Annotated in this window: 29 protein-coding genes; 15 read left to right on the top strand and 14 right to left on the bottom strand. The window is 64.9% G+C overall.

The window, feature by feature from the left end; all coding sequences use genetic code 11:
- Window positions 1-8: 8 nt before the first annotated feature.
- From KYN89_RS03005 to KYN89_RS02980, 6 genes are all read left to right on the top strand, one after another.
- Window positions 9-1,142 (top strand): DUF4852 domain-containing protein, encoded by a 1,134-nt coding sequence (locus KYN89_RS03005; RefSeq protein WP_222823730.1) that lies wholly within the window; start codon window positions 9-11, stop codon window positions 1,140-1,142.
- Window positions 1,143-1,270: 128 nt separating this feature from the next.
- Window positions 1,271-1,720 carry a ribose 5-phosphate isomerase B gene (rpiB, locus tag KYN89_RS03000; protein WP_222823729.1) on the top strand — a complete coding sequence of 150 codons (450 nt, stop codon included), beginning with the start codon at window positions 1,271-1,273 and terminating at the stop codon, window positions 1,718-1,720.
- Between the two features lie 4 nt (window positions 1,721-1,724).
- Window positions 1,725-3,044: a serine hydroxymethyltransferase gene (glyA, locus tag KYN89_RS02995; protein WP_222823728.1), complete on the top strand. Its 1,320-nt coding sequence runs from the start codon at window positions 1,725-1,727 to the stop codon at window positions 3,042-3,044.
- Between the two features lie 3 nt (window positions 3,045-3,047).
- Window positions 3,048-3,269 carry a hypothetical protein gene (locus KYN89_RS02990; RefSeq protein WP_222823727.1) on the top strand — a complete coding sequence of 74 codons (222 nt, stop codon included), beginning with the start codon at window positions 3,048-3,050 and terminating at the stop codon, window positions 3,267-3,269.
- 14 nt (window positions 3,270-3,283) lie between these two features.
- Complete coding sequence (locus tag KYN89_RS02985) at window positions 3,284-4,009, top strand: RNA methyltransferase (RefSeq protein WP_222824097.1); 726 nt, start codon at window positions 3,284-3,286, stop codon at window positions 4,007-4,009.
- Between the two features lie 680 nt (window positions 4,010-4,689).
- Window positions 4,690-4,923, top strand: a complete 234-nt coding sequence (locus KYN89_RS02980) for a hypothetical protein (protein ID WP_222823726.1) — start codon at window positions 4,690-4,692, stop codon at window positions 4,921-4,923.
- 13 nt (window positions 4,924-4,936) lie between these two features.
- Here KYN89_RS02980 and KYN89_RS02975 read toward each other — a convergent pair whose 3' ends face one another.
- Window positions 4,937-5,251 carry a chorismate mutase gene (locus tag KYN89_RS02975; RefSeq protein WP_010237878.1) on the bottom strand — a complete coding sequence of 105 codons (315 nt, stop codon included), beginning with the start codon at window positions 5,249-5,251 and terminating at the stop codon, window positions 4,937-4,939.
- A gap of 223 nt (window positions 5,252-5,474) precedes the next feature.
- Between KYN89_RS02975 and rpsD the strand changes: the two genes are divergently transcribed.
- Complete coding sequence (rpsD, locus tag KYN89_RS02970) at window positions 5,475-6,089, top strand: 30S ribosomal protein S4 (protein ID WP_222823725.1); 615 nt, start codon at window positions 5,475-5,477, stop codon at window positions 6,087-6,089.
- Between the two features lie 78 nt (window positions 6,090-6,167).
- The gene (locus tag KYN89_RS02965; protein WP_248284956.1) at window positions 6,168-8,843 is read left to right on the top strand and encodes a sensor domain-containing phosphodiesterase; all 2,676 of its coding nucleotides are present in this window, start codon (window positions 6,168-6,170) and stop codon (window positions 8,841-8,843) included.
- Here the strand turns inward: KYN89_RS02965 and KYN89_RS02960 are convergent.
- Together KYN89_RS02960 and tgt are read right to left on the bottom strand one after the other, a co-directional pair.
- On the bottom strand, window positions 8,803-9,516 hold the full coding sequence (locus KYN89_RS02960) for a M50 family metallopeptidase (protein WP_222823724.1): 714 nt from the start codon (window positions 9,514-9,516) through the stop codon (window positions 8,803-8,805). The genes KYN89_RS02965 and KYN89_RS02960 overlap by 41 nt on opposite strands.
- Complete coding sequence (gene tgt / locus KYN89_RS02955) at window positions 9,513-10,643, bottom strand: tRNA guanosine(34) transglycosylase Tgt (RefSeq protein WP_222823723.1); 1,131 nt, start codon at window positions 10,641-10,643, stop codon at window positions 9,513-9,515. The genes KYN89_RS02960 and tgt overlap by 4 nt, the downstream gene beginning before the upstream one ends.
- A gap of 134 nt (window positions 10,644-10,777) precedes the next feature.
- On the opposite strand from tgt, the gene KYN89_RS02950 reads away from it, so the two are divergent.
- Window positions 10,778-11,293 carry a hypothetical protein gene (locus tag KYN89_RS02950; protein ID WP_248284955.1) on the top strand — a complete coding sequence of 172 codons (516 nt, stop codon included), beginning with the start codon at window positions 10,778-10,780 and terminating at the stop codon, window positions 11,291-11,293.
- Between the two features lie 6 nt (window positions 11,294-11,299).
- On the opposite strand, the gene KYN89_RS02945 is transcribed toward KYN89_RS02950, so the two are convergent.
- The 9 genes from KYN89_RS02945 to KYN89_RS02905 all read right to left on the bottom strand — a co-directional run bounded on the left by KYN89_RS02945 (window position 11,300) and on the right by KYN89_RS02905 (window position 18,251).
- The gene (locus KYN89_RS02945) at window positions 11,300-12,247 is read right to left on the bottom strand and encodes a DUF481 domain-containing protein (RefSeq protein ID WP_222823721.1); all 948 of its coding nucleotides are present in this window, start codon (window positions 12,245-12,247) and stop codon (window positions 11,300-11,302) included.
- Between the two features lie 18 nt (window positions 12,248-12,265).
- Entirely contained in the window at window positions 12,266-13,033 is a 768-nt protein-coding gene (locus KYN89_RS02940; protein WP_222823720.1) for an ABC transporter permease, read from the bottom strand.
- The gene (locus tag KYN89_RS02935; RefSeq protein ID WP_222823719.1) at window positions 13,030-13,977 is read right to left on the bottom strand and encodes an ABC transporter ATP-binding protein; all 948 of its coding nucleotides are present in this window, start codon (window positions 13,975-13,977) and stop codon (window positions 13,030-13,032) included. The genes KYN89_RS02940 and KYN89_RS02935 overlap by 4 nt, the downstream gene beginning before the upstream one ends.
- A 60-nt stretch (window positions 13,978-14,037) precedes the next feature.
- Window positions 14,038-14,367 (bottom strand): hypothetical protein, encoded by a 330-nt coding sequence (locus KYN89_RS02930; protein WP_222823718.1) that lies wholly within the window; start codon window positions 14,365-14,367, stop codon window positions 14,038-14,040.
- Window positions 14,368-14,660: 293 nt separating this feature from the next.
- On the bottom strand, window positions 14,661-15,704 hold the full coding sequence (queA, locus tag KYN89_RS02925; protein ID WP_222823717.1) for a tRNA preQ1(34) S-adenosylmethionine ribosyltransferase-isomerase QueA: 1,044 nt from the start codon (window positions 15,702-15,704) through the stop codon (window positions 14,661-14,663).
- Window positions 15,705-15,781: 77 nt separating this feature from the next.
- Window positions 15,782-16,477: a peptidylprolyl isomerase gene (locus tag KYN89_RS02920; RefSeq protein ID WP_222823716.1), complete on the bottom strand. Its 696-nt coding sequence runs from the start codon at window positions 16,475-16,477 to the stop codon at window positions 15,782-15,784.
- A 90-nt stretch (window positions 16,478-16,567) separates the two neighbouring features.
- A complete protein-coding gene (coaD, locus tag KYN89_RS02915; protein ID WP_054524270.1) occupies window positions 16,568-17,080 on the bottom strand; it encodes a pantetheine-phosphate adenylyltransferase in 513 nt (170 codons plus the stop codon).
- Window positions 17,077-18,003 carry a polyprenyl synthetase family protein gene (locus KYN89_RS02910; RefSeq protein ID WP_248284954.1) on the bottom strand — a complete coding sequence of 309 codons (927 nt, stop codon included), beginning with the start codon at window positions 18,001-18,003 and terminating at the stop codon, window positions 17,077-17,079. The genes coaD and KYN89_RS02910 overlap by 4 nt, the downstream gene beginning before the upstream one ends.
- Window positions 18,000-18,251 (bottom strand): exodeoxyribonuclease VII small subunit, encoded by a 252-nt coding sequence (locus KYN89_RS02905; protein ID WP_197636270.1) that lies wholly within the window; start codon window positions 18,249-18,251, stop codon window positions 18,000-18,002. Before KYN89_RS02905 ends, KYN89_RS02910 begins: the two co-directional genes overlap by 4 nt.
- A 71-nt stretch (window positions 18,252-18,322) precedes the next feature.
- Here KYN89_RS02905 and KYN89_RS02900 point away from each other — a divergent pair, with 71 nt between their 5' ends.
- From KYN89_RS02900 to KYN89_RS02880, 5 genes are all read left to right on the top strand, one after another.
- Window positions 18,323-18,970, top strand: coding sequence for a metal-dependent hydrolase (locus KYN89_RS02900; protein ID WP_222823715.1), 648 nt, complete (start codon window positions 18,323-18,325; stop codon window positions 18,968-18,970).
- A 44-nt stretch (window positions 18,971-19,014) separates the two neighbouring features.
- Window positions 19,015-21,267: a phosphoribosylformylglycinamidine synthase subunit PurL gene (purL, locus tag KYN89_RS02895; protein ID WP_222823714.1), complete on the top strand. Its 2,253-nt coding sequence runs from the start codon at window positions 19,015-19,017 to the stop codon at window positions 21,265-21,267.
- A 2-nt stretch (window positions 21,268-21,269) separates the two neighbouring features.
- Entirely contained in the window at window positions 21,270-21,677 is a 408-nt protein-coding gene (locus KYN89_RS02890) for a DUF3052 family protein (RefSeq protein WP_222823713.1), read from the top strand.
- An 85-nt stretch (window positions 21,678-21,762) separates the two neighbouring features.
- Complete coding sequence (locus tag KYN89_RS02885; RefSeq protein WP_222823712.1) at window positions 21,763-22,131, top strand: hypothetical protein; 369 nt, start codon at window positions 21,763-21,765, stop codon at window positions 22,129-22,131.
- A 40-nt stretch (window positions 22,132-22,171) separates the two neighbouring features.
- Complete coding sequence (locus KYN89_RS02880) at window positions 22,172-22,843, top strand: nitroreductase family protein (protein WP_222823711.1); 672 nt, start codon at window positions 22,172-22,174, stop codon at window positions 22,841-22,843.
- Between the two features lie 4 nt (window positions 22,844-22,847).
- Here KYN89_RS02880 and KYN89_RS02875 read toward each other — a convergent pair whose 3' ends face one another.
- Window positions 22,848-23,693 (bottom strand): Coq4 family protein, encoded by an 846-nt coding sequence (locus KYN89_RS02875; protein ID WP_222823710.1) that lies wholly within the window; start codon window positions 23,691-23,693, stop codon window positions 22,848-22,850.
- Between the two features lie 73 nt (window positions 23,694-23,766).
- Window positions 23,767-24,549, bottom strand: coding sequence for a phosphoserine phosphatase SerB (gene serB / locus KYN89_RS02870; protein WP_222824094.1), 783 nt, complete (start codon window positions 24,547-24,549; stop codon window positions 23,767-23,769).
- 94 nt (window positions 24,550-24,643) lie between these two features.
- Between serB and miaA the strand changes: the two genes are divergently transcribed.
- Complete coding sequence (miaA, locus tag KYN89_RS02865; protein WP_222823709.1) at window positions 24,644-25,582, top strand: tRNA (adenosine(37)-N6)-dimethylallyltransferase MiaA; 939 nt, start codon at window positions 24,644-24,646, stop codon at window positions 25,580-25,582.
- Window positions 25,583-25,789: the final 207 nt, after the last annotated feature.

The following is a 25,789-nucleotide window of genomic DNA, read 5'->3' as shown; positions in this document are numbered from 1 at the left end:
TTTTTCAATTGAAGAAAGGGGGATTCTTTATGCGTTTTGCGAATATCACGGCCTTGGCGTTTTCAGGACTTGCAGCTCTTGCTCTCGCGGGGTGCTCGGGAGCCGATGCCGAAAAAGCCGATGGAGATGCTTCGGCGGCCGACGAGGCGGCAGCGGGCAGCGCCGACGAAAGCGGTGGTCAGAGCGATCTCTATGTCGAAGGTCCGAAGAGGGCCGGCGATCTGGAGATAAACGCGATCAATCTCGCCTATCTCTACCACCGAATGTCGGGCGAACCTGCATCTCTCGACCGGATGATGACCAAGCCGCTGAATCTGACGTTCGAGAACGAATTCGAGCGCAGGCGATTCCTCGAAGAGCATTTCGACGAGTTCAAGAAACTGGTTGATGAAAGCGTGTCTGCGCAGACCTACACGGTCGAACTTCGCGGCAGGCTCGAAGACTACGATTTCGATCGCAAGGGCTTCCCCATCGATGGATTGTATGATCGCACGATGGTCAGCTTCAGCGCCAGTGACAGCGGTTCTGAGGGGCTTAATTTCGCGCTTGCGCTCGAAGGCACCGGGCAGCTGGACTTCCTGCCGATGTCCCCGGAGGCTGCCGAAGCGCTTGGCTCGGGGGATCGCTCGGTCGATCTGGAAATCGCTTTTACCCCGATCATGGCAGGCTGGGAGAAGGTCCGCAGTGATCAGCGTCGCACCGTGGTCGGCAAGGCTTACCAAGTCACGGTTAAGTCGAGCGACGGACAGACGATCGACACAATCCGGTCGGACCAGAAGCCATCGACCCGACCGCTACGCCTCTATGCGCAAAACCCCATGGTCCGCGCCAATCTTGCCAACCCTTGGACTGCGGAGAATGCCCCCGAGGCCGTGCTGGATCGCTATGCCTGGATCATCGACGAAAGGTGGAAGATGCCTGGCCATAAGGACGGCGACGCATTCGAGGAGGCGATGAGCAACAACGGCAGCGCGGCGGGCGGCTGCGTTGCGCAATTTGGCTTCAGCCAGTGTGAGCGACTGGCCACCAGGCGCGCCAATTTCGTCAATCAGTGCACCAACAGCGTTCCGACCGAGCGCAAACAGGAATGCTATGCAATTCGGAGCCTGCCCTATACCGAACTCGAGGCGAACGCGCTTTAACGCGTGGCGGCGCGCCCCGGCACTCCGACCTTTAGCCTTACGGAGTACGGCGCGCGGCGTCGACACGCTGGGGAAATCCCTGCCCATTAGGTGTGGCGCTCGCCCGCGCCTCGTCTTATGTGCCCCCCATGCGTATCGCGATAGCTTCAGACCATGCCGCGCTCGATATGAAGGCGGCGCTTCACGAATGGCTCGTCGAGAAGGGGCACGAGGTCGCCGACCTTGGCCCGCACACTCCCGACAGCGTCGATTATCCAGACTACGGCTATAAGCTCGCCAGCGTGGTTGCAGATGGCACCGCGATGCGCGGTATTGCGCTGTGCGGCAGCGGTCTCGGCATCTCGATGGCGGTGAACCGCAATCCGCAGGTGCGCTGCGCGCTCGTATCCGAGCAGCTTTCCGCCAGGCTCGCGCGCGAGCATAACGACGCGAACGTGATCGCGATGGGCGCGCGGCTGATCGGGATCGAACAGGCCAAGGCCTGCGTCCAGACCTTCCTCGAAACCGCGTTCGCGGGCGACCGGCACCAGCGCCGTGTCGACAAGCTCTCCAACCCCACCGCTACCGAAGGCGCCTGACACCATGGCCACACAGACCGCCCCCACCAGCGATTCGCGCACCCCCGAAGATCGCTTCTGGCACGACACGCTCGCCGATGCGGATCCCGAGATCCACGCGGCGATTCGCAGCGAGCTGAACCGTCAGCGCGACAAGATCGAACTGATCGCGAGCGAGAACATCGCCAGCACTGCGGTGCTGGAGGCGGCGGGCAGCGTGTTCACCAACAAGTATGCCGAGGGCTATCCTGGCAAGCGCTATTATGGCGGATGCGAATATGCCGACGTCGTCGAAACGCTGGCGATCGACCGCGCGAAGCAGCTGTTCGGCTGCGAATTCGCCAACGTGCAGCCCAACTCCGGCAGCCAGATGAACCAAGCGGTGTTCCTCGCGATGCTGCAACCGGGCGACACCTTCATGGGGCTCGACCTCAATTCGGGCGGGCACCTGACCCACGGATCGCCGGTGAACATGAGCGGCAAGTGGTTCAACCCGGTGCCCTACGGCGTGCGCGAGGCCGACGAGCTGATCGACATGGACGCGGTTGCGGCGACCGCGCGCGAGCACATGCCCAAGCTGATCATCTGCGGCGGCACCGCCTATTCGCGCGTGTGGGATTTCGAGGCCTTCCGAAAGATCGCCGATGAAGTGGGCGCGATCCTGCTGTGCGACATGAGCCACATCTCGGGTCTCGTCGCAGGCGGCGCCCACCCCTCCCCCTTCCCGCATTGCGACATCGTCACCACCACGACGCACAAAAGCCTGCGCGGTCCGCGCTCGGGCGTGATCCTGTGGAATGACGAGAAGTATTCGAAGCCGCTCAACATGGCGGTCTTCCCCGGGATGCAGGGTGGCCCGCTGATGCACATCGTCGCCGCCAAGGCGGTCGCCTTCCGCGAAGCGCTGCGGCCCGAGTTCAAGGAATACGCAAGCCGCGTGGTCGACAACGCACGCGCGCTCGCCGCCAGCCTCGAAGCGCACGGGTTGCGGATCGTCTCCGGCGGGACGGACAATCACTCGATGCTGGTCGACCTGACTGCCAAGGACGTAACCGGCAAGGACGCCGAGAAGGGGCTCGATCGGGCTTTTCTCACCTGCAACAAGAACGGCATTCCGTTCGACAAGCGCAGCCCCTTCATCACCAGCGGTCTGCGGCTTGGAAGCCCGGCGGGCACGACCCGCGGCTTCGGCACCGACGAGTTCACCAAGATCGGCGAACTGATCGCGCGGGTGGTCGAAGGCCTCGCGAAGAACGGGCCGGAGGGCGATGCCCAGATCGAACAGGCCGTGCGCGCCGAAGTCGGCGAATTGTGCGCCGCCTTCCCCGTCTATCCCGGGAGATAAGCAATGGACGAAAAAGAGCCCGGCAACGGCCAGGACTGGGTCGAGGACGCCAAGGCTGAACTCAGCGGCATGATGAAACAGGGGATGGATCATCCCTCCACCAAGCCCGTCCTGACCGGCGCGGCGGTCGGCGTGGTCGGCGCGGCGCTTCTGCCCGTCATCACCTGGCCGGTCGGCCTCGTGGCAGGGGCCGGCTACATGCTCTATCGCCGGATCAAGCGCTGAGCGAGAAACCCGTCATCGTTCTCGTCCGCCCGCAACTGGGCGAGAATATAGGCAAGGCGGCGCGCGCGATGGCCAATTTCGGCCTTGGCGAGATGCGGCTCGTCACCCCGCGCGATGGCTGGCCCAACCCTTCGGCGGGGCCTGCTGCGGCGGGTGCGGACTTCATCCTCGACAAAGCGCAGGTGTTTGAAAGCACCGCCGATGCGGTGGCCGACTGCGCGCATGTCTTCGCCACCACAGTCCGCAAGCGCGGCGTGACCAAGCCCGTGGTCACGCCCGAGCAGGCCGCCGACGCGATCCACGCCGAACCGGGCCGCAGCGCGTTCCTGTTCGGGCCCGAACGCTCGGGGCTGGAGACCGAGGACGTCGCGCTCGCCCGCACGATCCTGACCGTGCCGATCGACCCGGAATTCGGATCGCTCAACCTCGCGCAGGCGGTGATCCTTTGCGCCTATGAGTGGTCCAAGCGGAAAGGACTGGCGCAGCCGCCCAAGGAAGATCTGCTGCCACCTGCCCCGCAGGACGAACTCGAAGGGCTGATCGCGCATCTCGAGCGCATGCTTGAGCCCAAGGGCTATTTCCTGCCCGAGTCGCGGGCAGATGCGACCCGGCGCACGCTGCGCGGCGTGCTGACCAAGCCAGGCTGGAATTACCTCGAGGTGCGTACCCTGCGCGGTGTACTGTCTTCGCTGGAAAGGGAGCCTGGGCGCGGTGCCCCCGGGTCTGCGAAGAGAAGCTAAGTACCTTTAAGGCCCGAAGGTATCATTGCCAAACGCGATTTAGACAATTGCGAAAAATACTGGTAGGAACTTCCTGATCTTACGCAAAAGGCTAGATCAGGAGAATATCATGACTCCCATCGCTAAAGCAGTGGCACTCGCAATGCTTGTCGCACCCGTATAGCCCTATCCGCTCAGGACGCGCCCGACGATGCGTCCAATGGCTCCGAAGTCGAAGCCAAGAAAGACAAGAAGGTCTGCCGCAGGATCAAGGTGACGGGCACGCGCATGCCCCAACGTGTCTGCATGCTGCAATCGCAATGGGACGCTGCGGCGACGCGGAACGTGGACGCCGAAACCATGACCAAGGGCGATAATACGGATATGGGCGCATGGAGCCCGTTGTCCGGAAGGACCTCGAGCGTGATGGGAATGGGCAGCAAACGCCCCGACTAGAAAGGCATCGCCAATCTGGCTTTTTCGCGGGCGGACGCCACAGCCTCGAACTGTTGCAATCGTCCGTTGCCGGACGGCACCTCTCGGCGAGCGGAGGTTCGGCTTTTCGTTAGACAAACGCTTGCCTGTGACATAGCACATGCAGCGGCTAACAACCGAAAACCTCCGTTATCAGAGAGTTCTATTTTATGTCCTTGATTGCACGGTCCGTCGCTCTGGCGGTCTTGATCGCTCCTGTGTCGCTGATGGCACAATCCGAACGCGATCAGAGCGATAGCAGCACGACCCAGTCGGAAGCGCAGGCCAAGCCGGCCAAGGAAAAGAAGGTTTGCCGCAAGGTCGCGAAGACCGGTTCGCGCATGGGCCGACGCGTCTGCATGACCGAGGCGCAGTGGGCTGCACTCGAATCCGGCGAAGTCGGTGCCGAGATCCAAATCAAATCCGGCGGTGCGATGACCGGCGGCCCCGGCGGCAACTGACGCGAACGCGCAGCTAGCTGCTCCGCAACCGCTCCCATTCGACCATTTCGTAAGCGATCGACGCTTCGACCAGGGCATCCCAGATGTCGCCCAGTGCGGCCTCGGGGATGCCTTCTCTACGCGCATCTTCGCGCACGTTGTCGATCACCTGAGCCTTGCGCGCCTCGTCGCGCACATGGCCACGCTCCGGCTTGATCCGTGCGGCCGCTCTCATGTAGCCAAATCTCACCGCGATCAGCCGCATCAGCTCGCGGTCGAGCGTATCTACGCCGAGGCGCACTTCGGCCATGGTTTCGCAATCTTCGGGGGGCTTTACGGTTTCGCTCATCGCGATTGCCTCTGCCCTGACCCGGCCATCCTGTCGAGACCTTGACCCGCGCACGAATATTGCTATGTGCGCGCTTCGCTTCGCGAGCTTTCCTTAAAAGCCTCACGAGATTGGCCCCGCACCCCGGTGAAGCGGTGGCCGCGACGTGGATTTCCTCCCGTCGGTGCGATGCCGGGTTGAACGGCTGCGAATGGCGCAGTCCAGCAAATTGAAGGAATGGATTATGTCGAAGCGCAAGAGCGCTAAGTACAAGCTCGATCGCCGGATGGGCGAGAACATCTGGGGTCGCCCGAATTCGCCGGTCAACAAGCGTTCCTACGGCCCCGGCCAGCACGGCCAGCGTCGCAAGGGCAAGATGTCCGACTTCGGCCTGCAGCTGCGCGCGAAGCAGAAGCTGAAGGGCTATTACGGCGACGTCACCGAAAAGCAGTTCAAGCGCACCTACCAGGAAGCGGCCCGTCTGAAGGGCGATACCGGTCAGAACCTGATCGGCCTGCTCGAACAGCGTCTCGACATGGTCGTGTACCGCGCCAAGTTCGCGCCGACGATCTTCGCCGCGCGCCAGCTGGTCAACCACGGCCACATCACCGTCAATGGCGGCAAGTGCAACATCCCGAGCCGCCGCGTCGTCGTCGGTGACGTGATCGGCCTGGGTGCCAAGGCAAAGGACATGGCGCTGGTCATCGAAGCGCAGAGCCTGCCCGAGCGTGACATCCCCGACTACGTCTCGCCGGAAGGCACCGACAAGGTGACCTTCACCCGCGTGCCGAAGCTGGACGAGGTGCCCTACCCCGTCACGATGGAACCGAACCTGATCGTCGAATTCTATTCGCGCTGATCGGTTCGCCAATCGGACAACAAGAGGCGGCCTTTCGGGGCCGCCTTTTTTGTGCGTTGGCTCTGCCGATAACGGGCGATGGATCGCGGCGTTTCGGGCGCGAACGATTTCATAAGGGTTTGCGATTATCGCGGGCGTATGGTTCCGCCCGATCCCGATCAGCCGCGCGACGAGGGCCAACGCCTCCACGCGTTGGCTGAGCTTGCGGTGCTCGACACCCCGGTCGAGACGGAATTCGACGATCTGACCGCGCTGGCCGCGTCTTCGCTGGGCGTGGAGAGTGCCGCGATCAGCCTGATCGATCACGACCGGCAATGGTTCAAATCGCGGGTCAATCTTCCGTTTGTCGAGACGCCGCGCGACATCGCGTTCTGCCATTACACGGTCGAGCAGCGCGACCTGCTGGTGGTTCAGGATGCGACACGCGATCCGCGCTTTTGCAACAACCCGCTGGTCACTGCCGATGGCGGTATCCGCTTTTATGCAGGGGCCCCGCTGATCCTGGAGGACGCGTCGTGCGTCGGCAGCCTGTGCATCATCGATTCCACACCGCGCGCCGAGTTCGACCAAAAGAGTGCCGACCTGCTGAAGGGGCTCGCACGCCTCGTTTCATGCATGCTGATCGCACGTCGGAATCGGCTGCGGGGGGACATCGCGACCAAGGTCATCAATGCGACGAGCGATGCGGTCGTGGCCGCAGATCGGGAGGGCAAGATCGTCCTCCTGAACGGCGGGGCGGAGGATCTCTTCGGCCGCCCGGCGTCCGAGATGCTGGGCAAAAGCATCGAAGTCCTGATGCCCGAGCGCTATCGTGACGGACATCAGAGCAGACTTGAACAGGTCAAAGCCCTGGGCCCGACGGGCGAACTGAGAAAATTTGCGGAATTGCCCGTCCAGACGGCGGATGGTGGGGAATTGCTTACCGACGTGTCGCTCGCCCGCTGGGGAGATCTCGGCGGTGTCGGCGGATTCGCAGCCATTTTCAGGGACATCCGCGACAGGAAGGCCTTGGAGACCGACCGCAACCACGCACGCAACCAGCTCGATGCGATCGTCGCGAATCTGCCCTCGTTACTCTTCGTGAAGGATCTTTCGACCAGGAAATACGTCCTGGTCAATGAAAAGGCCTGCGACCTTATGGGCTTGCCGGAAAGTGAAATCATCGGTCGATCCGATCGTGAACTGTTCGGCTCCACCGGCGAACAATTCGAGCAGCGCGACCTGAAGGCGGCGCAGATCAACCGGCCGTTCCGCTACGAGAGTACCTTTATCGGCAAGGATGGCCGATCGTTCGACATCCGGACGACGCGCATCGTGATGGACGGCCCCGATCGTCCCGGGCAATACGTTCTCGGCGTTGGCGAAGACATGACGGATTTTCGCCGCACCGAAGCCGAAAAGAAGCGCCTCGCGCGGTACGACGATCTGACCGGGCTGCTCAATCGCACAAGCCTCTCGGAGCTGCTTGCGGATTATGTCGGCGAAGGCACGCCCTTCGCGATGCTGTGCGTCAACCTCGACCGTTTCAAGGCAGTGAACGAACAGTTCGGTCAGTCGGCAGGCGATGCGGTGCTGCAGGAGATCGGCACGCGGCTGCAGATCCTTTGCGGCGCGCAGGGGACGATCGCGCGGGTTGGTGGGGACGAGTTCGTCGTCCTCCTGAAGGGCGACCGGCTGGAGATGCGGACCGTGCAGCTGGCCCAGAAGATCGTCAGCATCGCGGCCGCCCCTATCGTGGCCAGCGGGACCTTCTGCCATATCGGCGCATCGGTCGGCGCGGCATTCTTCCCCGACGATGCCGGCTTCCCACAAGCCTTGCGCGACAGGGTCGAACTGGCTCTGCACCGTGCCAAGAAGGAAGGCGGCGGACGCGTGTGCCTGTTCGACGCGACGCTCGACGCACAGGTCCGCGAACGCCGGATGCTGGAAAGCGATCTGCGCACGGCGATCAATCGGGGCGATATCGTGCTGCACTATCAGCCGGTGATGTCCGCGCGGACCGGAATGGTCAGCAGCGTGGAAGCACTGGCCCGGTGGGAACACGAAACCCGCGGCCCGATCAGTCCCGAAGTGTTCATCGCGCTGGCGGAAGACAGCGGTCTCATCGACGAATTGGGCCGCAAACTCATCTTCCGGGCATGTAGCGATATGCTCGCAATGCCCGAAACAATGCGGGTGGCCGTCAATCTTTCACCCCAGCAGTTCAAATCGGGCGAATTGGTCTCCACCGTGCGAGAGGCCCTGAAGCGCACGGGTCTGGCGCCCAATCGGCTCCAGCTTGAAGTCACCGAACGGCTGGTGATCGAGAACACGCAGGAAACCTTCGCCCAGCTGGAGGAGTTGCGCAGCCTCGGCATCCAGATCCTGATGGACGACTTCGGCGTCGGCCATTCCTCGCTCAGCTATTTCCAGATGTTCCCGTTCGACAAGGTCAAGATCGACAAGTCGTTCATCGCCGACATCGAAACCTCGAAGACCGCACGGGCGATCGTCGAAGCGGTGATCGGCCTCGGGCGGCAGCTATCGATGGGGATCGTCGCCGAGGGCGTCGAGTGCCAAGAACAGAACGCCGTGCTGAGCGAGCTGGGCTGTACCCATCTGCAGGGCTATTTCTTCAGCAGGCCGATGCCGCTGGAAGAGATCGCGCAGTTCGTCGCCAAGAATGCGCACGCCGTCCCCCTGCCCCTCGCGCCGCCGCGAAGAGCCCGCGGGTTCAGCGGCGAAATGCGTAGCGTAAGCTCCACCACAGGATAGCGATGTTGATCGCGCTGAGCACGATCGCCCAGAACCAGTAAGACAGGCCGAGCGCGGCGGAGATCGCCCCCGTGTCCGATATCTGCGGCATACCGCCCAGCATTCCGCCCTGGGTGAACAGATAGCCCGACTGCGCCCACACGCTGATGACTGCCTGCACACCCAGCAGCTGGATTGCGAAGCGCTGCTGGTCCGCATTGGCGTTGCGGGCGATGGCGAGGATCGCAACCCCGGCGATCGGCAGGACCAGCCAGCCCGTCACGCTGCGGACCCAGATCGCGGTCGTCAGCAACAGCGCCGCTCCCAGCACCGCAAGCGCGATGCGCGTGCCCTTCATCGTGCGAGACGAAGCGATCAGCGCCGCGCCCGCCAGCGCCGGTCCGATCGGTCCACCCGCCGCGATGATCGCATCCTGCAGCGCGGTGCGATCGGGCGAGACCAGCGACATCGCGACGCCCGATCCGTCCGGATAGATCACCAGCGAATCGAATCGCTCACCCATCAGGATCGCGGACAGGCCATGGCCCATCTCGTGGAACCAGGTGGACAGGATGGTGAAGGGATACAGCAGCAGCGCGCCGAAGGGCGCATGCCAGATCATCAGCGATCCCAGACCGAGAATAACGAGCAGCGTGATCCGCTGCTGCCGGTCCTGTTCTGCGAGGTAACTCATCCTGTCCGCAGATAGGTATCGCGAAAGCCGCGCGCAAAGGCGGCGAAGCGATCCTGCGCGATGGCATCGCGCATCGCCTGCATCAGCTGCTGGTAGAAGCCGATATTATGCTCGGTCAGCAGCATGGCGCCCAGCATCTCGCCCGACTTGATCAGGTGATGCAGATAGGCGCGGCTGTATGTGGCACAGGTCGGGCAGGCGCATCTGCTGTCGAGCGGATCGGTATCCTCCGCGAAGCGCGCATTGCGAAGGTTCATCGGGCCATCCCAGGTGAAGGCCTGCCCGTTGCGACCGGAGCGGGTCGGCAGCACGCAGTCGAACATATCGACCCCGCGCTCCACCGCGCCGACCAGATCGTCCGGCTTGCCGACCCCCATCAGGTAGCGCGGGGCGTTGTCGGGCAACTGGCCGGGCGCGAAGTCGAGCGTGGCGAACATCGCCTCTTGCCCTTCGCCCACGGCAAGCCCGCCGATCGCGTAGCCATCGAACCCGATTTCGCTCAGCGCCTCGGCAGAGCGGCGGCGCAGGGTCTCGTCCAGCGCACCCTGCTGGATGCCGAACAGCGCCGCGCGGGCGGCGTGCTCACCGCCTGCATCGAAGGCATCGCGGCTGCGCTTCGCCCAGCGCATCGACATCTCCATGCTCGCTTCGATCTCGGCCAGCGGGCGGTCGGCGCGCGGGCATTCGTCGAACGCCATCACGATGTCGCTGCCCAGCAGGCGCTGGATCTCCATGCTGCGTTCGGGCGTGAGCATGTGTTTCGAGCCGTCGAGATGGCTGCGGAACTCGACGCCTTCCTCGGTCAGCTTGTTGAGGTCGGACAGGCTCATCACCTGATAGCCGCCGCTATCGGTCAGGATCGGGCGGTCCCAGTTCATGAATTTGTGCAGCCCGCCGAGCCTCGCGACCCGCTCCGCCCCGGGGCGCAGCATCAGGTGGTAGGTGTTGCCGAGGATGATGTCCGCGCCCGCTGCGCGCACGCTTTCGGGCTTCATCCCCTTGACCGTGGCGGCCGTGCCCACGGGCATGAAGGCGGGCGTGCGGATCTCTCCGCGCATCATCTGGATCGTGCCGGTGCGGGCCGCACCGCTGCGGGCGGAAATATCGAACTGGAAACGGGTGCTCATCGCGATCATCCGCTAATGCAGCGCGGCGACGCTGTCGATCCGCCAGCGCATTGCCTTTATGCTCGCATTCACCTTTCGCTCAGTGCTTGCACTGCAACGCAGGCCGACCGACCAGCATGGAACCCTCGCCCCCTATGATCCGCCAGCTTGCCCCCCTCACCTGCCTGCTCGCCGCGAGCACCACTGCCGCGGCACAAACCCCTGCGAGGCCGTGCATCTCGCCTTCGGAGAACGAGGCGCTGGTCGCCTATGTCATGCCCGAGCTTGTCGGCGCGCTCGAACAGCGGTGCGCGGGCGCCCTGCCCGCCCAGCCCTTCCTCGGTACACGCTCGGGCGCGCTCAAGACCAGGCTCGGTCCGCAGGCGGAGCGGGCGTGGCCGCGCGCGCGCAAGGTCGCGCAGCGGCTGGCAGGTTCGCGCCTGCCGGTCGATGGTCCGTTCGAAGGCGTCGCCAAGGCGGCGCTGGCGCCCGCCGCCGCGACCATCATCGCGCGCGGCTTCGATGGGGAACGATGCCGGATTGCCGACCGCCTGCTGGCAGAACTCGCCCCGCTGCCGCCCGAAAACCTCGCCCGCGTAATGGCGCTGTTCCTCGAGGTGGGCAGCGCCGAGCGCGACGAGGTGCCGTTCCGCGTGTGCCCGGCGAACTAGGCGTGTTCAGAAACCATAGACCAGTGTGAAGCGGGTAAGCGTATCGGTGCTGCTCTGGTCGGCACGGACATTGCTGTTGTATTCCAGCTGATAGGAAAGGCGCGAGCGCAGCCGGTCGCTGACCTTGAAATCGATCCCGCTGAGCAGATTGAACGTCGTGTTCGCGCTGTCCACGATCAGCAGCGCCTCGGCCCCGGTTTCGGCCACGGCATTGGCGTCCTGCGTGAAGGTGATACGGTCGGAAAGCTTCCAGTCGAAGTCCATCCCGAACAGCCCGGCAATCCGGTCGACGCTGGTGCCGTCGGTGCGTTGCGTCACGCGATAGGCCGGGCCAGCCTTGATCGAGAGGGTCGCGGAATCGCTATCGAGCAACGTGTAACCGATCCCTCCTGAAACCGCGTAGCGATGGTCGAAGCCCTGGAACTTGTCATGCTCGTACTGAGCAAGACCATAGGCGAACAGGTTCTCCCCCATCTGGAAGCGCGGTTCGTAGGCGACCAGATAGCGCTCCCGGCTCGTCACCCCGTTGGAGCGCTGGTAGTCTGCGCTTGCACGCAGCGCGTGGGTCCAGTCGATCCCCTCGCGCTTGAGGTTGAGCGCGACCGAGAGGCCTGCATCCTCGCTGTTGCCGGTCGACAAAAAGGCACCGACCTGTCCTTCGCCGGACCATAGGTCGAGCATTCCGGCCTGGCGGATCTCTTCCTGCTTGTGCTGTTCGGCAAGCCGCTTGGCCTCTTCCTGATCGGCGCGCCAAGCGACCGCCAGTGCCTCGATCTCCTCGGCATGGTCGGGCTGGGTCTGCTTGGCCAGGTCGAACACGGTTTCCACCTTCGCCTTGTCGCCGGTGGCGATGGCGGCGTCGATCATCGCCTGCACATCGGGCGGGACTTCGGCGAGAGCGGGCGTTGCAAACAGGCCGCATAGCGCTGCGGCAGCGATCGTTCTGGTCGGCATGGCAAGCCGCTTAACGCGTCAGTTGCGCAACCGCCACCCGGTACGGAAGATGTATGCGATGATCGCTGTACAGGCCACGAGGAAGGCCAGGGTCAGCGCCAGCGATACCCAGATACTGACATCGGCAGAGCCGTAGAATGTCCAGCGTAGCCCGCTGACGAGGTAGACGATCGGATTGGCCAGCGCGACCGTGTTCCACGGCGCGGGCAGGTCCGCGATCGAATAGAAGGTGCCACCCAGGAAGGTCAGCGGGGTCAGGATCAGCATCGGGATGATGCCCAGCTTTTCGAAACTGTCCGCCCAGATGCCCAGGATGAAGCCGAACAGGCTGAAACTGGCCGCGACCAGCAGGATGAACACGAAGGCGAATACCGGATGCGCGATGTCGTAAGGCACGAATATCCGCGCGGTCAGGAGGATGATCGCCGCCAGTATCAGGCTCTTGGTGGCCGCAGCGCCGACGAAGCCGGCCAGCGTTTCCGCCACGCCCACGGGCGCGCTCAGCAGTTCGTAGATCGTACCGGTGAAGCGCGGCATGTAGATGCCGAAGCTGGAATTGCTGGTCGTCTCGCCCAGCAGCGTCAGCATCAGCAGGCCGGGAATGATGAACGCGCCGTAATCGACGGAGCCCACGTCAGGCATCCGGTTGCCGATCGCGCTGCCGAAGACGAGGATATAGAGCGAGGTGGTGAGCACGGGTGCAAGCACCGACTGAAACGCCGTGCGCAGGAAGCGCCACAGCTCGCGCCGGTAGATCGACCAGGCGGAACGCGCGTTGAAGCTCATGCCGCCTGCTCCTCTTCATCGCCCAGCAGGGAGACGAAGATGTCCTCCAGGCTGCTTTCGCGCACATCGATGCCGACATAGTCGATCCCGCTCGCGATCAGCGCCTTGGTCAGCTCGGCAACTTCCTCGCGGCCCTTGCCCGTGCCGTCGCCGCCGCGATAGCAAAGGGAACGTCCGCCCTCCTTCAGCTCGACCGGGAAGGCGGCGATTGCGGGCGGAAGTGTGTCGAGCGGCTGTGCCAGCATTACATGCGCCTCGGTCCGCCCGAGCCGGGCCATCATCGCGTCCTTCTGGTCCACCATCAGGATCTTGCCGCCGCGGATGATGCCGACCCGGTCGGCCATTTCCTCGGCTTCCTCGATATAATGCGTGGTCAGGATCACGGTGACACCGCGCGCGCGCATCGCGTCGATCTGGTGCCACATGTCCTTGCGCAGTTCGACATCGACGCCCGCGGTCGGCTCGTCGAGGAACAGCAGGTCTGGCTCGTGCGCCATTGCCTTGGCGATCAGCACGCGCCGCTTCATCCCGCCGGACAGCTCCATGATCCGGTTGTTGCGCTTGTCCCACAGGCTCAGTGAGCGCAGGATTTCCTCGATCCGCGCGGGATCGGGCGCGAGGCCGAACAGGCCGCGCGAATATTCGACCGCATGCAGGACCGGCTCGAACATGTCGGTCGACAGTTCCTGCGGCACCAGCCCGATGCGCGCGCGGGCCTGCCGCCAGTCGCTTTTGGTATCCTGACCGAACGCGCGGATCGTACCCGATGTCGGTCGCACCAATCCGCACACCGCGCCGATCAGCGTGGTCTTGCCCGCGCCGTTGGGCCCGAGCAGCGCGAAAATCTCGCCGCGGTTGATGGTGAGATCGACATTGTCGAGCGCCTTGAACCCTCCGGGAAACACTTTTGTGAGGCCGGCAAGCTCTAGGATCGGTTCAGGCATGCGCGACTATTTGGCGCAAGGCGCAGGTATTACAAGAGAGCCCGGCGACGAATTGGTCGCCTATTCGTCGATCCCTGCCTGTTCGGCACGCTCGCGCAATTGCGCCAGTCCGCGTAACACCTTGGCGCGATTGGTAGATGCCTTCATCCAGCGCGGCAGCTTGGCCATCATGGTGAGGCCGGGCTGCGGGCCACGCTCGCGCACCTTTGCGCCAAGCCAGTCCTCCAGCGCATCGAGATGGACGAGATTGTTCACCCACAGCGTTTCGCCGCCGACCTGTGTCTCGAGGTACCGGCGGAGCAGGCGGTAGGGTCGACTGGCTGCCGGGTCGGAGCCGGGCGATGCAGGATAATCCTCCGTCTCGTCGCAATGGTCGCAGCGGATGCTCACGAACAGCTTGCCTTCTTTGTGACGCGCGGTCGGGCGGTCGCGCCTGTCGAGGGGGTTGCCGCAATGGCTGCAGCGAGGGTTGGAAGAGGTCGGATAGGCCCACTTGTCGCTGTAGGGCTTCAAGCTCGGAATAGTGGCATATCCACAGTGGGCGCAGGACACGCTGCTGCCCGTGCTTTTCGCCGCATGGTCGCATTCGGGGCAATGGACCCAGGTCACGCTACCGAAGCTCCAGACCCTTCCACCCGGATCGGTGGCGCGGTGATGGATGGGGAGCTCTCTTTCCGCCATGGTCACGGCAATAGCAGCGAGGAATCCCCGTAGGAATAGAAGCGGTATTCGTGCGCGATCGCGTACGCGTAGGCCTCCATCATCCGCTCGCGCCCCATCAGCGCGCTGACCAGCATCATCAGCGTCGACTTGGGCAGGTGGAAATTGGTCATCAGCCCGTCCACCGCGCGAAACTTGTAGCCCGGCGTGATGAAGATGTCGGTGTCGCCGGCGAATGGCTGGATCGTGTGGTTCTGGTCTGCCGCGCTTTCGAGCAGGCGCAGGCTGGTTGTCCCGACCGCAATCACCCGGCGGCCCTCGGCGCGCGCGGCGTTGAGGCGTGCGGCTGCCTCTGCGGTGATCTCGCCCCACTCCGCGTGCATCTTATGGTGCGCGGTGTCATCCGCCTTCACCGGCAGGAAGGTGCCCGCGCCCACATGCAGCGTCAGCGTTTCGCGCACGATCCCCGCCGCATCGAGCCGCTCGACCAGTTCGGGCGTGAAATGGAGCGCCGCGGTCGGTGCGGCCACCGCTCCGGCCTTGTCCGCGAACAGGGTCTGATAGTCCTGCGCGTCACGCTCGTCCGCCGCGCGGCGCTGCGCGATGTAGGGCGGCAGGGGCATCGCGCCTGCCCGGGCGAGCAGTTCCTCGACCGGCTCATCACCCGCGAAGGCCAGCGTCCAGCTGCCATCCTCGGCCCGCGCTTCCGCGGTCACCGAGACGCCATCGGGAAACCGGATCGTGTCGCCCTCACGCAGCCGCTTGGCGTTGCGCACGAAGGCCTGCCAGCGGCGCGCGTCGATCCGCTTGTGCAGCGTTGCGCCGATCGCCGCGCCAGATGCGCCCTCGCGGATGCGCTCGCCTTCAAGCTGGGCGGGAATCACGCGGGTATCGTTGAACACCAGCACGTCGCCTGCGCGCAGCAGGTCCGGCAGGTCGCGCACCTGCCGGTCGGCAAACGGCGCAGCGCCGTCCACCACCAGCATCTTCGCCGCGTCGCGCGGGGCGACGGGGCGAAGAGCAATCCTCTCCGGCGGGAGGTCGAAATCGAACAGATCGACTTTCATGAAAGTCGACCCCGATCATCCTGAGCTTGTCGAAGGGCGCGCATGGGGGCTGCCGCTAGCGCGTCGAAGCGATCGGGTCACTCCCCGATCGGGGCGTTCAGCTCGTCGACGCTCATCGTGCGCGCGTCGGTGTTCGCGGGCGCGGCCAGTTGCGCAGGGCTCGGCGCGGGGCGGTTGTCCGCTGCGATCGAAGCCTGCACGATCCGGGTCGGATTGCTGGGCGGCTCGCCGCGCACGATCGCGTCGACCGCACCCATCCCGGCGATGACCCGGCCGAAATTGGTGTATTTCTTGTCGAGGCTGAAACGCGGATAGAAGACGATGAAGAACTGGCTGTTGGCGCTGTTCTCGTCTTGCGCGCGGGCCATCGACACCGTGCCGCGCACGTGCGGCATCGGGTTGAATTCTGCCTTGAGGTCGGGAAGCTCGGACCCGCCCTGCCCCGTGCCCGTCGGATCGCCGGTCTGCGCCATGAACCCGTCGATCACGCGGTGGAAGATCACCCCGTCGTAAAAGCCTTCACGCGCCAGTGTCTTGACCCGCTCGACATGGTGCGGCGCCCAGTCGGGCATCAGGCGGATCGCGACCCGCTGGCCGTTCGACAGGTCGAGCAGCAGGATATTCTCCCGGTCTTCCTGCAGATTGTAGTCGATCGTCGCATAGTCGGACATCTGCCGCTGGGCCGGCGGCGCATCGGCGTCGATATCCTGCGCGGCGAGCGGAGTGGCGGCCATCGCGGAGAGGGCAACGGCTGAGAGAAGGATCTTGAACATGTGTCTCACAAACGAATTGTGGAGGAATGGCGCGGCGATACTAAGCGCGCGCTGTCGGTGCAATGAACGAATGCTGCGGCCCGGCGGCTCTCAGTAGTCACCCTTCAGGCCGATCTTCTCGACCCGAGCGACCACATCGTCACGCACGGTCGGGCTGACGAAGTTGGAAATGTCACCGCCATACAGCGCGATTTCCTTGACCAGCTTGGACGCGATCGGCTGCAGAGAGACGTCGGCCATCAGGAACACGGTCTCGATCTCGTCGTCGAGCTGCTGGTTCATGCCTGCCATCTGATATTCGTATTCGAAGTCCGCGACTGCGCGCAGGCCGCGCACGATCATGCTGGCCCCCTGCGCTTCGGCAAACTTCATCAGCAGCGCGTTGAACCCAATCACCTCGACATTATCGAGGTTCATGTTCGCGACCTCGCGCTTGACCATCGCCAGGCGCTCCTCGGTGTCGAACATCGGGTTTTTCGAGGGGTTGGTGGTGACCCCGATGATCAGCCGGTCGACCAGCCGCGCGGCGCGGCGGATGATGTCCGCGTGCCCCCGCGTAATCGGGTCGAAGGTGCCGGGGTAGATGCCTATACGCTCACTCAACGATCCCGCTCCACAATATATCGCGCAAGGTCGCAGAGCACGCCTGCATCCTCACCGTAATGGGCCAAATGTCCGCAGGCCTGTTCGACCAGAGCCTTCGCCTGCGCGCGCGCGCCCTCGGCACCCATCAGGGTGACGAAGGTCTGCTTGCCCTGTTCGTCGTCTTTGCGCAGCGCCTTGCCCGCCTTGTCCTCGTCACCCTCGTGATCGAGCAGATCGTCGGCGATCTGGAAGGCGAGGCCGATGTCGCGCGCATAGGCGATCAGGTGCCCGCGCGCATCGTGCGGCACACGCGCAAGGATCGCGCCCATCTCCACGCTCGCGGTCAGCAGCGCGCCGGTCTTCAGCTGTTGCAGGCGGGTGATCGTGGGCAGATCGTAGGTCGCGCTGTCGGCGGCCATGTCCATCGCCTGCCCGCCGGCCATACCGCTCATCCCGCTCGCCTGCGCTAGGCAGCGGACCAGTTCGGCCTGGATGAAGGGATCGCTGCTCACCGAACTGTCGGTCAGAATATCGAACGCGAGCGCATGCAGCGCATCGCCTGCCAGCACCGCCGTCGCTTCGTCGAATGCCTTGTGCACGGTCGGTTTGCCGCGGCGCATGTCGTCATCATCCATGCACGGCAGATCGTCGTGGATCAGCGAATAGACGTGGATCGCTTCGACCGCCGTACCCGCCAGCACCGCCGCTTCGCGCGACACGCCGAGCATCGTCGAGGTCGCCACCAGCAGCAGCGGGCGCACCCGCTTGCCCCCGCCGATCGCTGCGTGACGCATCGCCTCCACCAGCGGGGCACGGGTATCGCCGGGCACCGGGAGCAAGGCGTCGAATGCATCGTCCACATCCGTGCGGATCGTGGCGAGTGCCATCTTGAGCCGGGCGCCGTGGGTATCCTCGAAATCCATTTCGGAAGCCTGCGTCATTCGGAGCCGTCGAACGGCTTCGTCCCGCTCGGCTGGCCCTTCGCATCGAGCACGATCGCCTCGATCCGGGCCTGCGCCGCGTCGAGCCGCGCCTGACACGCCGCGCGCAGCTTCTCGCCGCGTTCGTACAGCGCGATCGACTGGTCGAGCGGCACCTCCCCGTCTTCCAGCTGGCGCACGACCTGCTGGAGCGCCCTGAGAGCTTCCTCGAAGCTCATGTCGGAAATGTTCTGTGGATCCTCTGCCATCGCGGGCGAGCATTGACGCCCCGCCGAAGCCGGGTCAAGCAAGCGCACGCGGGGTTTGGGGAAGAAAGCACATGTTCATCGGTCATTTCGCGCCCGCATTCGTGGCCGCGGCGCTGACGCCGAAGCGCCCCCGGCTGGCGCTGTATTTCATCGCGGCGCAGGCGGTCGACTGGGCGTTCTTCGCTTTCCTGCTGCTGGGGATCGAGGACATGCGGGTCTCCCCCGGGATCACCGCGATGAACCCGATGGACCTCTACCACATGCCCTATACGCACAGCCTGCTGGGCAGCGCGGGGTTCGCGGTAGGCTTTGCAGTGCTTGCATGGCTGGTCACGCGCGACCGGTTGGCGAGCGTGCTGGCGGGCTGTGTGGTACTATCCCACTGGCTGCTCGATCTGCTCGTCCATCGCCCAGACCTGACACTGGCAGGCCATCCGCCCAAGCTGGGCCTCGGCCTGTGGAACTATCCGTCGGTGGAAATGCCGCTGGAACTGGCGCTGACCTTCGGCGCGCTGGCATTTTTCCTCTCCCGCACGCGCGGCCCCGCGGGGCCTGCGATCGTGCTCGGCGTGCTGCTGCTGGGATTGCAGGCGGTCAACTGGTTCGGGCCGGAGCCGGAGGCGGTGACGCCCGCGATCTCGATCACCGCGTTTGTCGCCTACGCGCTCGCCACGCTTGGCGCATGGTGGCTGGGCCACACGCGGCGTGCGAAACGATAGCGTAGGACTGGCGCTGGCACGCGGAGCGGTTTAAGCGCGCCCGCATGGCTACCAACGCATCCCAGATCACCCCCGAAGTCGTCGAACAGCACGGGCTGAGCCCCGAGGAATACGAGCGCGTCCTTAACGCGCTGGGCCGGGAGCCCAACCTCCTCGAACTCGGCATCTTCTCGGTGATGTGGAGCGAGCATTGCTCGTACAAGTCCTCGCGCCTGCACCTCAAGAAGCTGCCGACCGAGGCCGAGTGGGTGATCTGCGGCCCGGGTGAGAATGCGGGCGTGATCGACATCGGCGACGGTCAGGCCGCGATCTTCAAGATGGAGTCGCACAACCACCCGTCGTATATCGAACCCTATCAGGGCGCGGCGACCGGCGTTGGGGGCATCCTTCGCGATGTCTTCACCATGGGTGCGCGGCCAGTGGCAAACGCCAACGCGCTGCGCTTCGGGCGGCCCGACCATCCGAAGATGAAGCATTTGGTGCAAGGCGTGGTCGCGGGGATCGGCGGCTACGGCAATTGCGTGGGCGTGCCGACCGTCGCCGGCGAGACCAATTTCGACCCGGCCTATGACGGCAATATCCTCGTCAACGCGATGACCGTCGGCGTCGCGGACGCGGACAAGATCTTCTATTCCGCCGCCACCGGCGTGGGCAATCCGATCGTCTATGTTGGCTCCAAGACCGGGCGCGACGGGATTCACGGCGCGACTATGGCGAGCGCGGATTTCGAGGAAGACGCCGAGGCCAAGCGCCCCACCGTGCAGGTCGGCGACCCCTTCACGGAAAAGCTGCTGATCGAGGCGTGCCTCGAACTGATGGCGACCGACGCAATCGTCGCGATTCAGGATATGGGCGCGGCGGGGCTGACCTCCTCCAGCGTCGAGATGGCGTCCAATGGAGGCGTCGGCATCCGCCTCAAGATGGACGACGTGCCCCAGCGCGAAGAGGGGATGACCCCTTACGAAATGATGCTGAGCGAGAGCCAGGAGCGGATGCTTATGGTCCTCAAGCCCGGCCGCGAGCCACAAGCCCGCGCCATCTTCGAGAAGTGGGAACTGGACTTCGCGGTCATCGGCGAAGTGACCGATACGGGCCGCATGGTCCTCGATTTCGAAGGCGAGACCGTGTGCGACATTCCGCTCGGCCCGTTAGCCGACGATGCGCCGCTCTACGACCGGCCCTACCTCAGCCGCGAGGAATACACGCAGTGGGCGAAGATCACGCCCATGAAGAACGTGCCAGACAGCGCTGATGTCGGGGCCGACCTGCTCAAACTGATGGGCAGCCCCGCCCTCGCCTCGCGCCGGTGGATCTTCGAACAATACGACCGTCAGGTGGGTGCCGACACGCTGCAGACCGGCGGCGATGCGGGCGTGGTGCGCGTGCACGGGACGAAGAAGGCGCTCGCGATCAGCACCGATTGCACCCCGCGCTATGTCCATGCCGACCCCTACGAAGGCGGCAAACAGGCGGTGGCTGAGGCTTACCGCAACCTGTGCGCGGTGGGCGCGAAGCCGCTCGCGATCACCAACTGCCTCAACTTCGCCAACCCCCAGCGGCCCGAGATCATGGCCCAGATCGTCCATGCGCTCGATGGCATGGGCGAGGCGTGCCGCACGCTCGACTTCCCGGTCGTGAGCGGCAACGTGTCGCTCTACAATGAAAGCAAGGCGACCGGCGGCGGCTCGGCGATCCTCCCCACCCCGGCCATCGGCGGGGTCGGGCTGGTCGCGGATTACGACACCCTCACCAGCATCGGTTTCAAGGGCGAAGGCGATGCGATCTACCTGATCGCGCCCGAGTTCTGGGCCAAGCCCGATCCGGTCCGCTCGCACCTTGGCAAGTCGCTGTGGCTCAAGGAGATTCACGGCCGCGACGAAGGCCGCGCGCCGCCGGTCGACCTGCTCGCAGAGCGCGGTGCGGGTGAGATCGTGCTGCGGCTGATCGAGGAAGGCCTGCTGAGCGCGGTGCACGACTGCTCGGACGGCGGGCTCGCCGTGACGCTGGCCGAAATGGCTCTGGCGGGCAATATCGGCGCGGAGGTCACCGCAAACGATGCCTATACGCCTGCGCAGTGGTGGTTCGGCGAGGACCAGAGCCGCTACGTCGTCACCGTCAGCCCGGACAAGGTCGAAGCGTTCAACGCGATCGTCGCCGAGGGCCCCGAGAGCGAAGCCGCCGCGCTGGTCGGCTTCCGGCGTCTGGGCACGGTCGGCGGCGACAGCCTGCTGGGCGTGGAGGTGGACGAGCTGCGCGCCGCGAACGAGGCGTTCTTCCAGGAGTGGATGGAGGGCTGATCGTGCCCGCAGGCTACTCCGAAACGCCTCTGGCCAAGAAGCTCAACCTGCGCGACGATCAGCGGGTGTGGTTTCACGCCATGCCCGAGAATGTGCAGGACGAGATCGGCGAATATGCGCTGGACCTGATCTTCGTCGCCGATCCTGCGGAGGGAATCGACGCGGCGCACATCTTCGTGACCACGCGCGAAGAGCTGAGCAGCCTGCTCGCCACGTTGCGCAAGCAGATCGCAGCCGACGGCCATATCTGGGTGAGCTGGCCGAAGCAGGCATCCAAGGTGCCAACCGATGTCTCCGAAGACACGATCCGCGAGGTCGCGCTGCCGATCGGGCTGGTCGATACGAAAGTGTGCGCGGTGGACGAGACATGGTCGGGGCTCAAACTGGTGATCCGCAAGGATTTGCGGTGATGCGCAGGCCGGATCGGCTTCCCGCTCGATCTGCCCGCTGCTAGATACAGGCCCGGGTCGCCTCGATTTGGAGGGGATTCGATCTATGAAACACTGGGCAATGCTCGCCGGGCTGGCGGGCAGCATGGCGCTTTGCGCGCCCGCGCTGGCGCAGGACGAGGTGCTGTCGGTCACCAACCGCACCGGCTACACCATTTCCGAAATCTACATCTCGCCCACCGGCACCGACGACTGGGAAGAAGACCTGCTCGGCTTCGATGTGCTGGAGGACGACGATGTCCTCAACATCGACTTCTCCCGCTCCGCCGACACCTGCTGGTGGGACATTCTGGTCGTCTACGAGGTCGATGGCGAGCAGGTCGCCTGGCCGGAAATCAACTTCTGCGAGATGGAGGGCCAGGTCGCGCTGTATCATAACGGCTCCACCGGAGAGACCACGGCGCGGATGCGTTGAGCCTTTCGACACGCAGGAGCGGCGCGGATAAGGAGGGGCGATGAGCGAGCGTCACCACCCCTTCCCCGCACTGCCCCACCTCACCGACGAAGAGCGGATCGCGCGCGCCCGCGCCGCGTACGATCGCCTGAAGACCCGCCACTCCTGCCGCAGCTTTGCCGACACGCCCGTACCGCGCGAAGTGATCGAGGCGGCGATCCTCGCGGCGGGCACCGCGCCCAATGGCGCTAACCACCAGCCATGGCATTTCACCGTCGTCGGCTCGCCCGAGAAAAAGCGCGCGATTCGTGAGGCGGCGGAGGCGGAGGAGCGCGCGTTCTATGCCGGCAAGGCGGGCGAGCAATGGCTCGATGCTCTCGCCCCGCTGGGCACGGATGCGGACAAGCCCTTCCTCGAAACCGCGCCGTGGCTGATCGTGTGCTTCGCGCAGCGCAAGGGCGGGATCGCGGAGGATGGGCAGACGCAGAACTACTATGTCACCGAAAGCGTCGGGATCGCGTGCGGCCTGTTGCTGGCGACGCTGCACGAGGCGGGGCTGGCAACGCTGACCCACACGCCTTCGCCGATGGGTTTCCTGCGCGAGATATGCGGGCGGCCCGAGTGGGAGAAACCGATGATGATCGTAGTCGCGGGGCATGCGGCAGCGGATGCCACCGTGCCCGAACACGCGCTCGACAAGAAGCCGCTCAGCCGGATCGCCAGCTGGCTCTAGCGGGTCACGCCGCGGCGGGCGCGCCCTTCGGCTCGCTGCCGAGCAGGTCGTAAGGGTCGATCCCCTCTTCCTTCCACATCCGGTGGCATTCGCGATACCAGTGCGGTTCGGGGATGTTGAGCTTCGCCCGCGCCTCGTCCAGCGGCATGGCCAGCAATTCGCGGATCGACATGCCCACCAGCGCGGGGCACGCCGTGCCGGTGCGCTGTGCCTGACGCACCGCCTTGTACACCGGCGCCTTGCTACGCCCGGTCATCTTCTTGATGTTCCACGCCCCGGCATAGCCGATCAGCAGGTGGCCATGGCTCGGCTGCTGGCCATAGGTAAACAGCAGCACGCATTGTTCGCCAAGCGCATCCCGGCCATAGTCGGTCAGCACATGCATCAGGTCGTGCGTGTCGCGGCTGCGGAAGCCGAACCACTGGACCAGATCGTCATATTTCGGCCGGCCGAGCTTGTCCGCCTCGGCCACCAGCCCGGCAGCGGACAGCCCTTCGCGCTCCATGAAGTCGCAATAGGCGTGCGCGACGGTGCCCTGCGGTAGTTTGCGCAAGGTTTCGTGATCGTCGAGGATCGGCGGCAGATACGGCTCTTCGGCGCGCAGCCGCTCGCCCTGCTCGCTGAGCGTGAGTTCACGCACGCGCGGCATGAAGCTCTTGTGCGGCAATGCCTCGAAAATGCGGAAGACGTGGCTGGTGTCTTCCTTGTCCTTCAGCAGTTCGCGGAAGTGATGGATCGCTGTCAGCGGGCGGTATTTGGGGACCGGACGCGCCGGATCGCGCAGCGGCGTACCGTCGCGCGCACATTCGACTGCGGAGGCTGCGGGATCAACAGAGCTGGCTTCAGTCATGCGATGTTCCTTACTGACACCAGTGTAAATAAACGCTCTCCGCGATCTGTTCAAGGCTTTTTGTACAAGCGCCTCAGCGGCGGACCCAGCTCTTTCGGTCGATCCCCAGCAGCAGCAGCAGCGCGGTCATATCCTGGCAATCGATCCACCCGTTCGCCGCAGCGCGGGTCGCGGGCTTGGCACGGTAGGCGACGCCGTAATCCGCCGCGCGCAGCATCGGCGTGTCGTTCGCCCCGTCGCCGAGCGCGAGCGTGCGTGCCCCGTCGCCCAGTTCGGCGGCTTCCTCGCGCAAGGTCCGCTCCTTCGTGGCGCTGTCGCAGATCGGCTTCTGGACCTTGCCCGACAGCTTGCCACCCTCGATCAGCAGGCGATTGCCGACCACCCGATCAAACCCGAGCCGCTCCGCAATCGGGTCGGCAAAGCGGTGGAACCCGCCGGTCACCAGCACGCAGCGCGCGCCGTGGGCGGAGAGCGTGGCGATCACCGTGCCCGCGCCGCGCGTGGGCGAAATCCGCTGAGCCAGGCACTGCTCGATCGCGGTTTCCTCCAGCCCTTCGAGCAGGGCGACGCGTTCATCCAGCGCGCCTGCGAAATCGAGTTCGCCGCGCATCGCGCGCTCGGTTATCGCGGCGACCTGATCCTTCACGCCCAGAAAATCGGCCAGCTCGTCGATGCATTCCTGCCCGATCATGGTCGAATCCATGTCGCTCACCAGCAGGCGGGGAATCGCGATCGTATCGTCGGCGAACAGCGCGGCGATGGGGGCGAGATGCTCCTCCACGAGCGCGGCGACGACATCGCGGGTGCCCTCGGGAATGGAGATTTCCAGCACCTCGCCGCAATGTTCCAGCATCATCGCTTCGGCAAAGGGCTGTCCGGCGGCGGATAATGCGGCCTCCAGCGATTGCAGGCTTGCCTCGGAGGGCACGGGCTCTGCTAGGACACGGGCGATGAGCACGAACGAGATCTCCGGAAAAGCGGTGCAAGGGCCTCTGATGCTCATCGCAGGGCCGACCGCCAGCGGCAAGAGCGCGCTGGCGCTCGACCTGGCGGAGCGGCTGAAGAACGAAGGCCGCAAGGGCGTGATCGTCAATGCGGACAGCGCGCAGGTCTATGCCGACCTGCAGGTGCTGAGCGCGCGACCCTCGGCAGACGAGATCGCGCAGGCAGAGCATCGCCTTTATGGTGCGTGGGACGGGGCGCAGGCCTGCTCCGCCGCGCAATGGGCCGAGGCTGCGAAGCGCGAGATTGCCGATATCCACGCCCACGGCGATGTGCCGATCCTGGTCGGCGGCACAGGCCTCTATATCCGCACGCTGATGGAGGGGATCGCGCCCGTCCCCGCCATCCCTGCCGATGTCCGCGACGCAGTGCGCGCCCTGCCTACGCGCGATGCCTTTGCTGAGCTCGCGACGGCAGACCCGGCGAGCCACGCGCGGCTCGACCCGGGCGACACACAGCGCATCGCCCGCGCGCTGGAGGTGGTCCGCGCGACCGGGCTGACGCTGGGCGAGTGGCAACAGCGCAAGGAAGGCGGGATCGCGGACCGGGTCGCGCTGTCGCCGGTCATCCTGCTGCCGGAGCGCGAGTGGCTCTACGCCCGCTGCGATGCGCGGTTTTCGGCGATGCTGGAACAGGGCGCGGTGGCGGAGGTGGAGGCGCTGATGGCGCGCGATCTGGACCCCGATCTGCCGGTGATGCGCGCCATCGGCGTGCGCGAGATTGCGGGCTGGCTGCGCAGAGAATGCTCGCGCGACGAGATGATCGAGACAGGCCAGCGGTCCACCCGCAACTATGCCAAGCGGCAATATACCTGGCTGCGGCACCAGCCTCCGCAAGACTGGCCGCGCGAGGAGAGCGCCGAGGATGCGCTCGCCGCGCTGGGATAACGGCCCTTCCCTACACGGCCCGGTTGCGGCAGGCTGCGCCCCATGGATCTACTTCACACAGAAGAGACCGGAGAGAGGATGCAGACGAGGCTTCGCCCACAAAATGCGAAAGGTGACACTGCGCGCGCCGCCGTGCCACCCATGCGATTGATCGCAAGGCGAAATCCCCTCGAAGCCGGTTTTGCAGCCACCCCCGCTCTCTGTGCC

This window comes from Alteriqipengyuania abyssalis (assembly GCF_019857185.1).
GTDB classification, from domain to species: domain Bacteria; phylum Pseudomonadota; class Alphaproteobacteria; order Sphingomonadales; family Sphingomonadaceae; genus Alteriqipengyuania; species Alteriqipengyuania abyssalis.
This window is presented reverse-complemented; position numbering and strand designations above follow the sequence as displayed.

What these genes read in the sequence shown, in the direction of transcription:
- queA (WP_222823717.1), bottom strand. Translation starts at nt 15,704, where the DNA reads ATGAAAGTCGATCTGTTCGATTTCGACCTCCCGCCGGAGAGGATTGCT.
- KYN89_RS02980 (WP_222823726.1), top strand. Translation starts at nt 4,690, where the DNA reads ATGGCACAATCCGAACGCGATCAGAGCGATAGCAGCACGACCCAGTCG.
- KYN89_RS02945 (WP_222823721.1), bottom strand. Translation starts at nt 12,247, where the DNA reads ATGCCGACCAGAACGATCGCTGCCGCAGCGCTATGCGGCCTGTTTGCA.
- tgt (WP_222823723.1), bottom strand. Translation starts at nt 10,643, where the DNA reads ATGAGCACCCGTTTCCAGTTCGATATTTCCGCCCGCAGCGGTGCGGCC.
- KYN89_RS02920 (WP_222823716.1), bottom strand. Translation starts at nt 16,477, where the DNA reads ATGTTCAAGATCCTTCTCTCAGCCGTTGCCCTCTCCGCGATGGCCGCC.
- KYN89_RS02905 (WP_197636270.1), bottom strand. Translation starts at nt 18,251, where the DNA reads ATGGCAGAGGATCCACAGAACATTTCCGACATGAGCTTCGAGGAAGCT.
- purL (WP_222823714.1), top strand. Translation starts at nt 19,015, where the DNA reads ATGGCTACCAACGCATCCCAGATCACCCCCGAAGTCGTCGAACAGCAC.
- KYN89_RS02960 (WP_222823724.1), bottom strand. Translation starts at nt 9,516, where the DNA reads ATGAGTTACCTCGCAGAACAGGACCGGCAGCAGCGGATCACGCTGCTC.
- KYN89_RS02875 (WP_222823710.1), bottom strand. Translation starts at nt 23,693, where the DNA reads ATGACTGAAGCCAGCTCTGTTGATCCCGCAGCCTCCGCAGTCGAATGT.
- KYN89_RS02910 (WP_248284954.1), bottom strand. Translation starts at nt 18,003, where the DNA reads ATGACGCAGGCTTCCGAAATGGATTTCGAGGATACCCACGGCGCCCGG.
- serB (WP_222824094.1), bottom strand. Translation starts at nt 24,549, where the DNA reads ATGATGCTGGAACATTGCGGCGAGGTGCTGGAAATCTCCATTCCCGAG.
- KYN89_RS02935 (WP_222823719.1), bottom strand. Translation starts at nt 13,977, where the DNA reads ATGCCTGAACCGATCCTAGAGCTTGCCGGCCTCACAAAAGTGTTTCCC.
- rpsD (WP_222823725.1), top strand. Translation starts at nt 5,475, where the DNA reads ATGTCGAAGCGCAAGAGCGCTAAGTACAAGCTCGATCGCCGGATGGGC.
- KYN89_RS02885 (WP_222823712.1), top strand. Translation starts at nt 21,763, where the DNA reads ATGAAACACTGGGCAATGCTCGCCGGGCTGGCGGGCAGCATGGCGCTT.
- glyA (WP_222823728.1), top strand. Translation starts at nt 1,725, where the DNA reads ATGGCCACACAGACCGCCCCCACCAGCGATTCGCGCACCCCCGAAGAT.
- KYN89_RS02990 (WP_222823727.1), top strand. Translation starts at nt 3,048, where the DNA reads ATGGACGAAAAAGAGCCCGGCAACGGCCAGGACTGGGTCGAGGACGCC.
- rpiB (WP_222823729.1), top strand. Translation starts at nt 1,271, where the DNA reads ATGCGTATCGCGATAGCTTCAGACCATGCCGCGCTCGATATGAAGGCG.
- KYN89_RS02900 (WP_222823715.1), top strand. Translation starts at nt 18,323, where the DNA reads ATGTTCATCGGTCATTTCGCGCCCGCATTCGTGGCCGCGGCGCTGACG.
- KYN89_RS02950 (WP_248284955.1), top strand. Translation starts at nt 10,778, where the DNA reads ATGATCCGCCAGCTTGCCCCCCTCACCTGCCTGCTCGCCGCGAGCACC.
- KYN89_RS02975 (WP_010237878.1), bottom strand. Translation starts at nt 5,251, where the DNA reads ATGAGCGAAACCGTAAAGCCCCCCGAAGATTGCGAAACCATGGCCGAA.
- KYN89_RS02880 (WP_222823711.1), top strand. Translation starts at nt 22,172, where the DNA reads ATGAGCGAGCGTCACCACCCCTTCCCCGCACTGCCCCACCTCACCGAC.
- miaA (WP_222823709.1), top strand. Translation starts at nt 24,644, where the DNA reads ATGAGCACGAACGAGATCTCCGGAAAAGCGGTGCAAGGGCCTCTGATG.
- KYN89_RS02940 (WP_222823720.1), bottom strand. Translation starts at nt 13,033, where the DNA reads ATGAGCTTCAACGCGCGTTCCGCCTGGTCGATCTACCGGCGCGAGCTG.
- KYN89_RS02965 (WP_248284956.1), top strand. Translation starts at nt 6,168, where the DNA reads ATGGATCGCGGCGTTTCGGGCGCGAACGATTTCATAAGGGTTTGCGAT.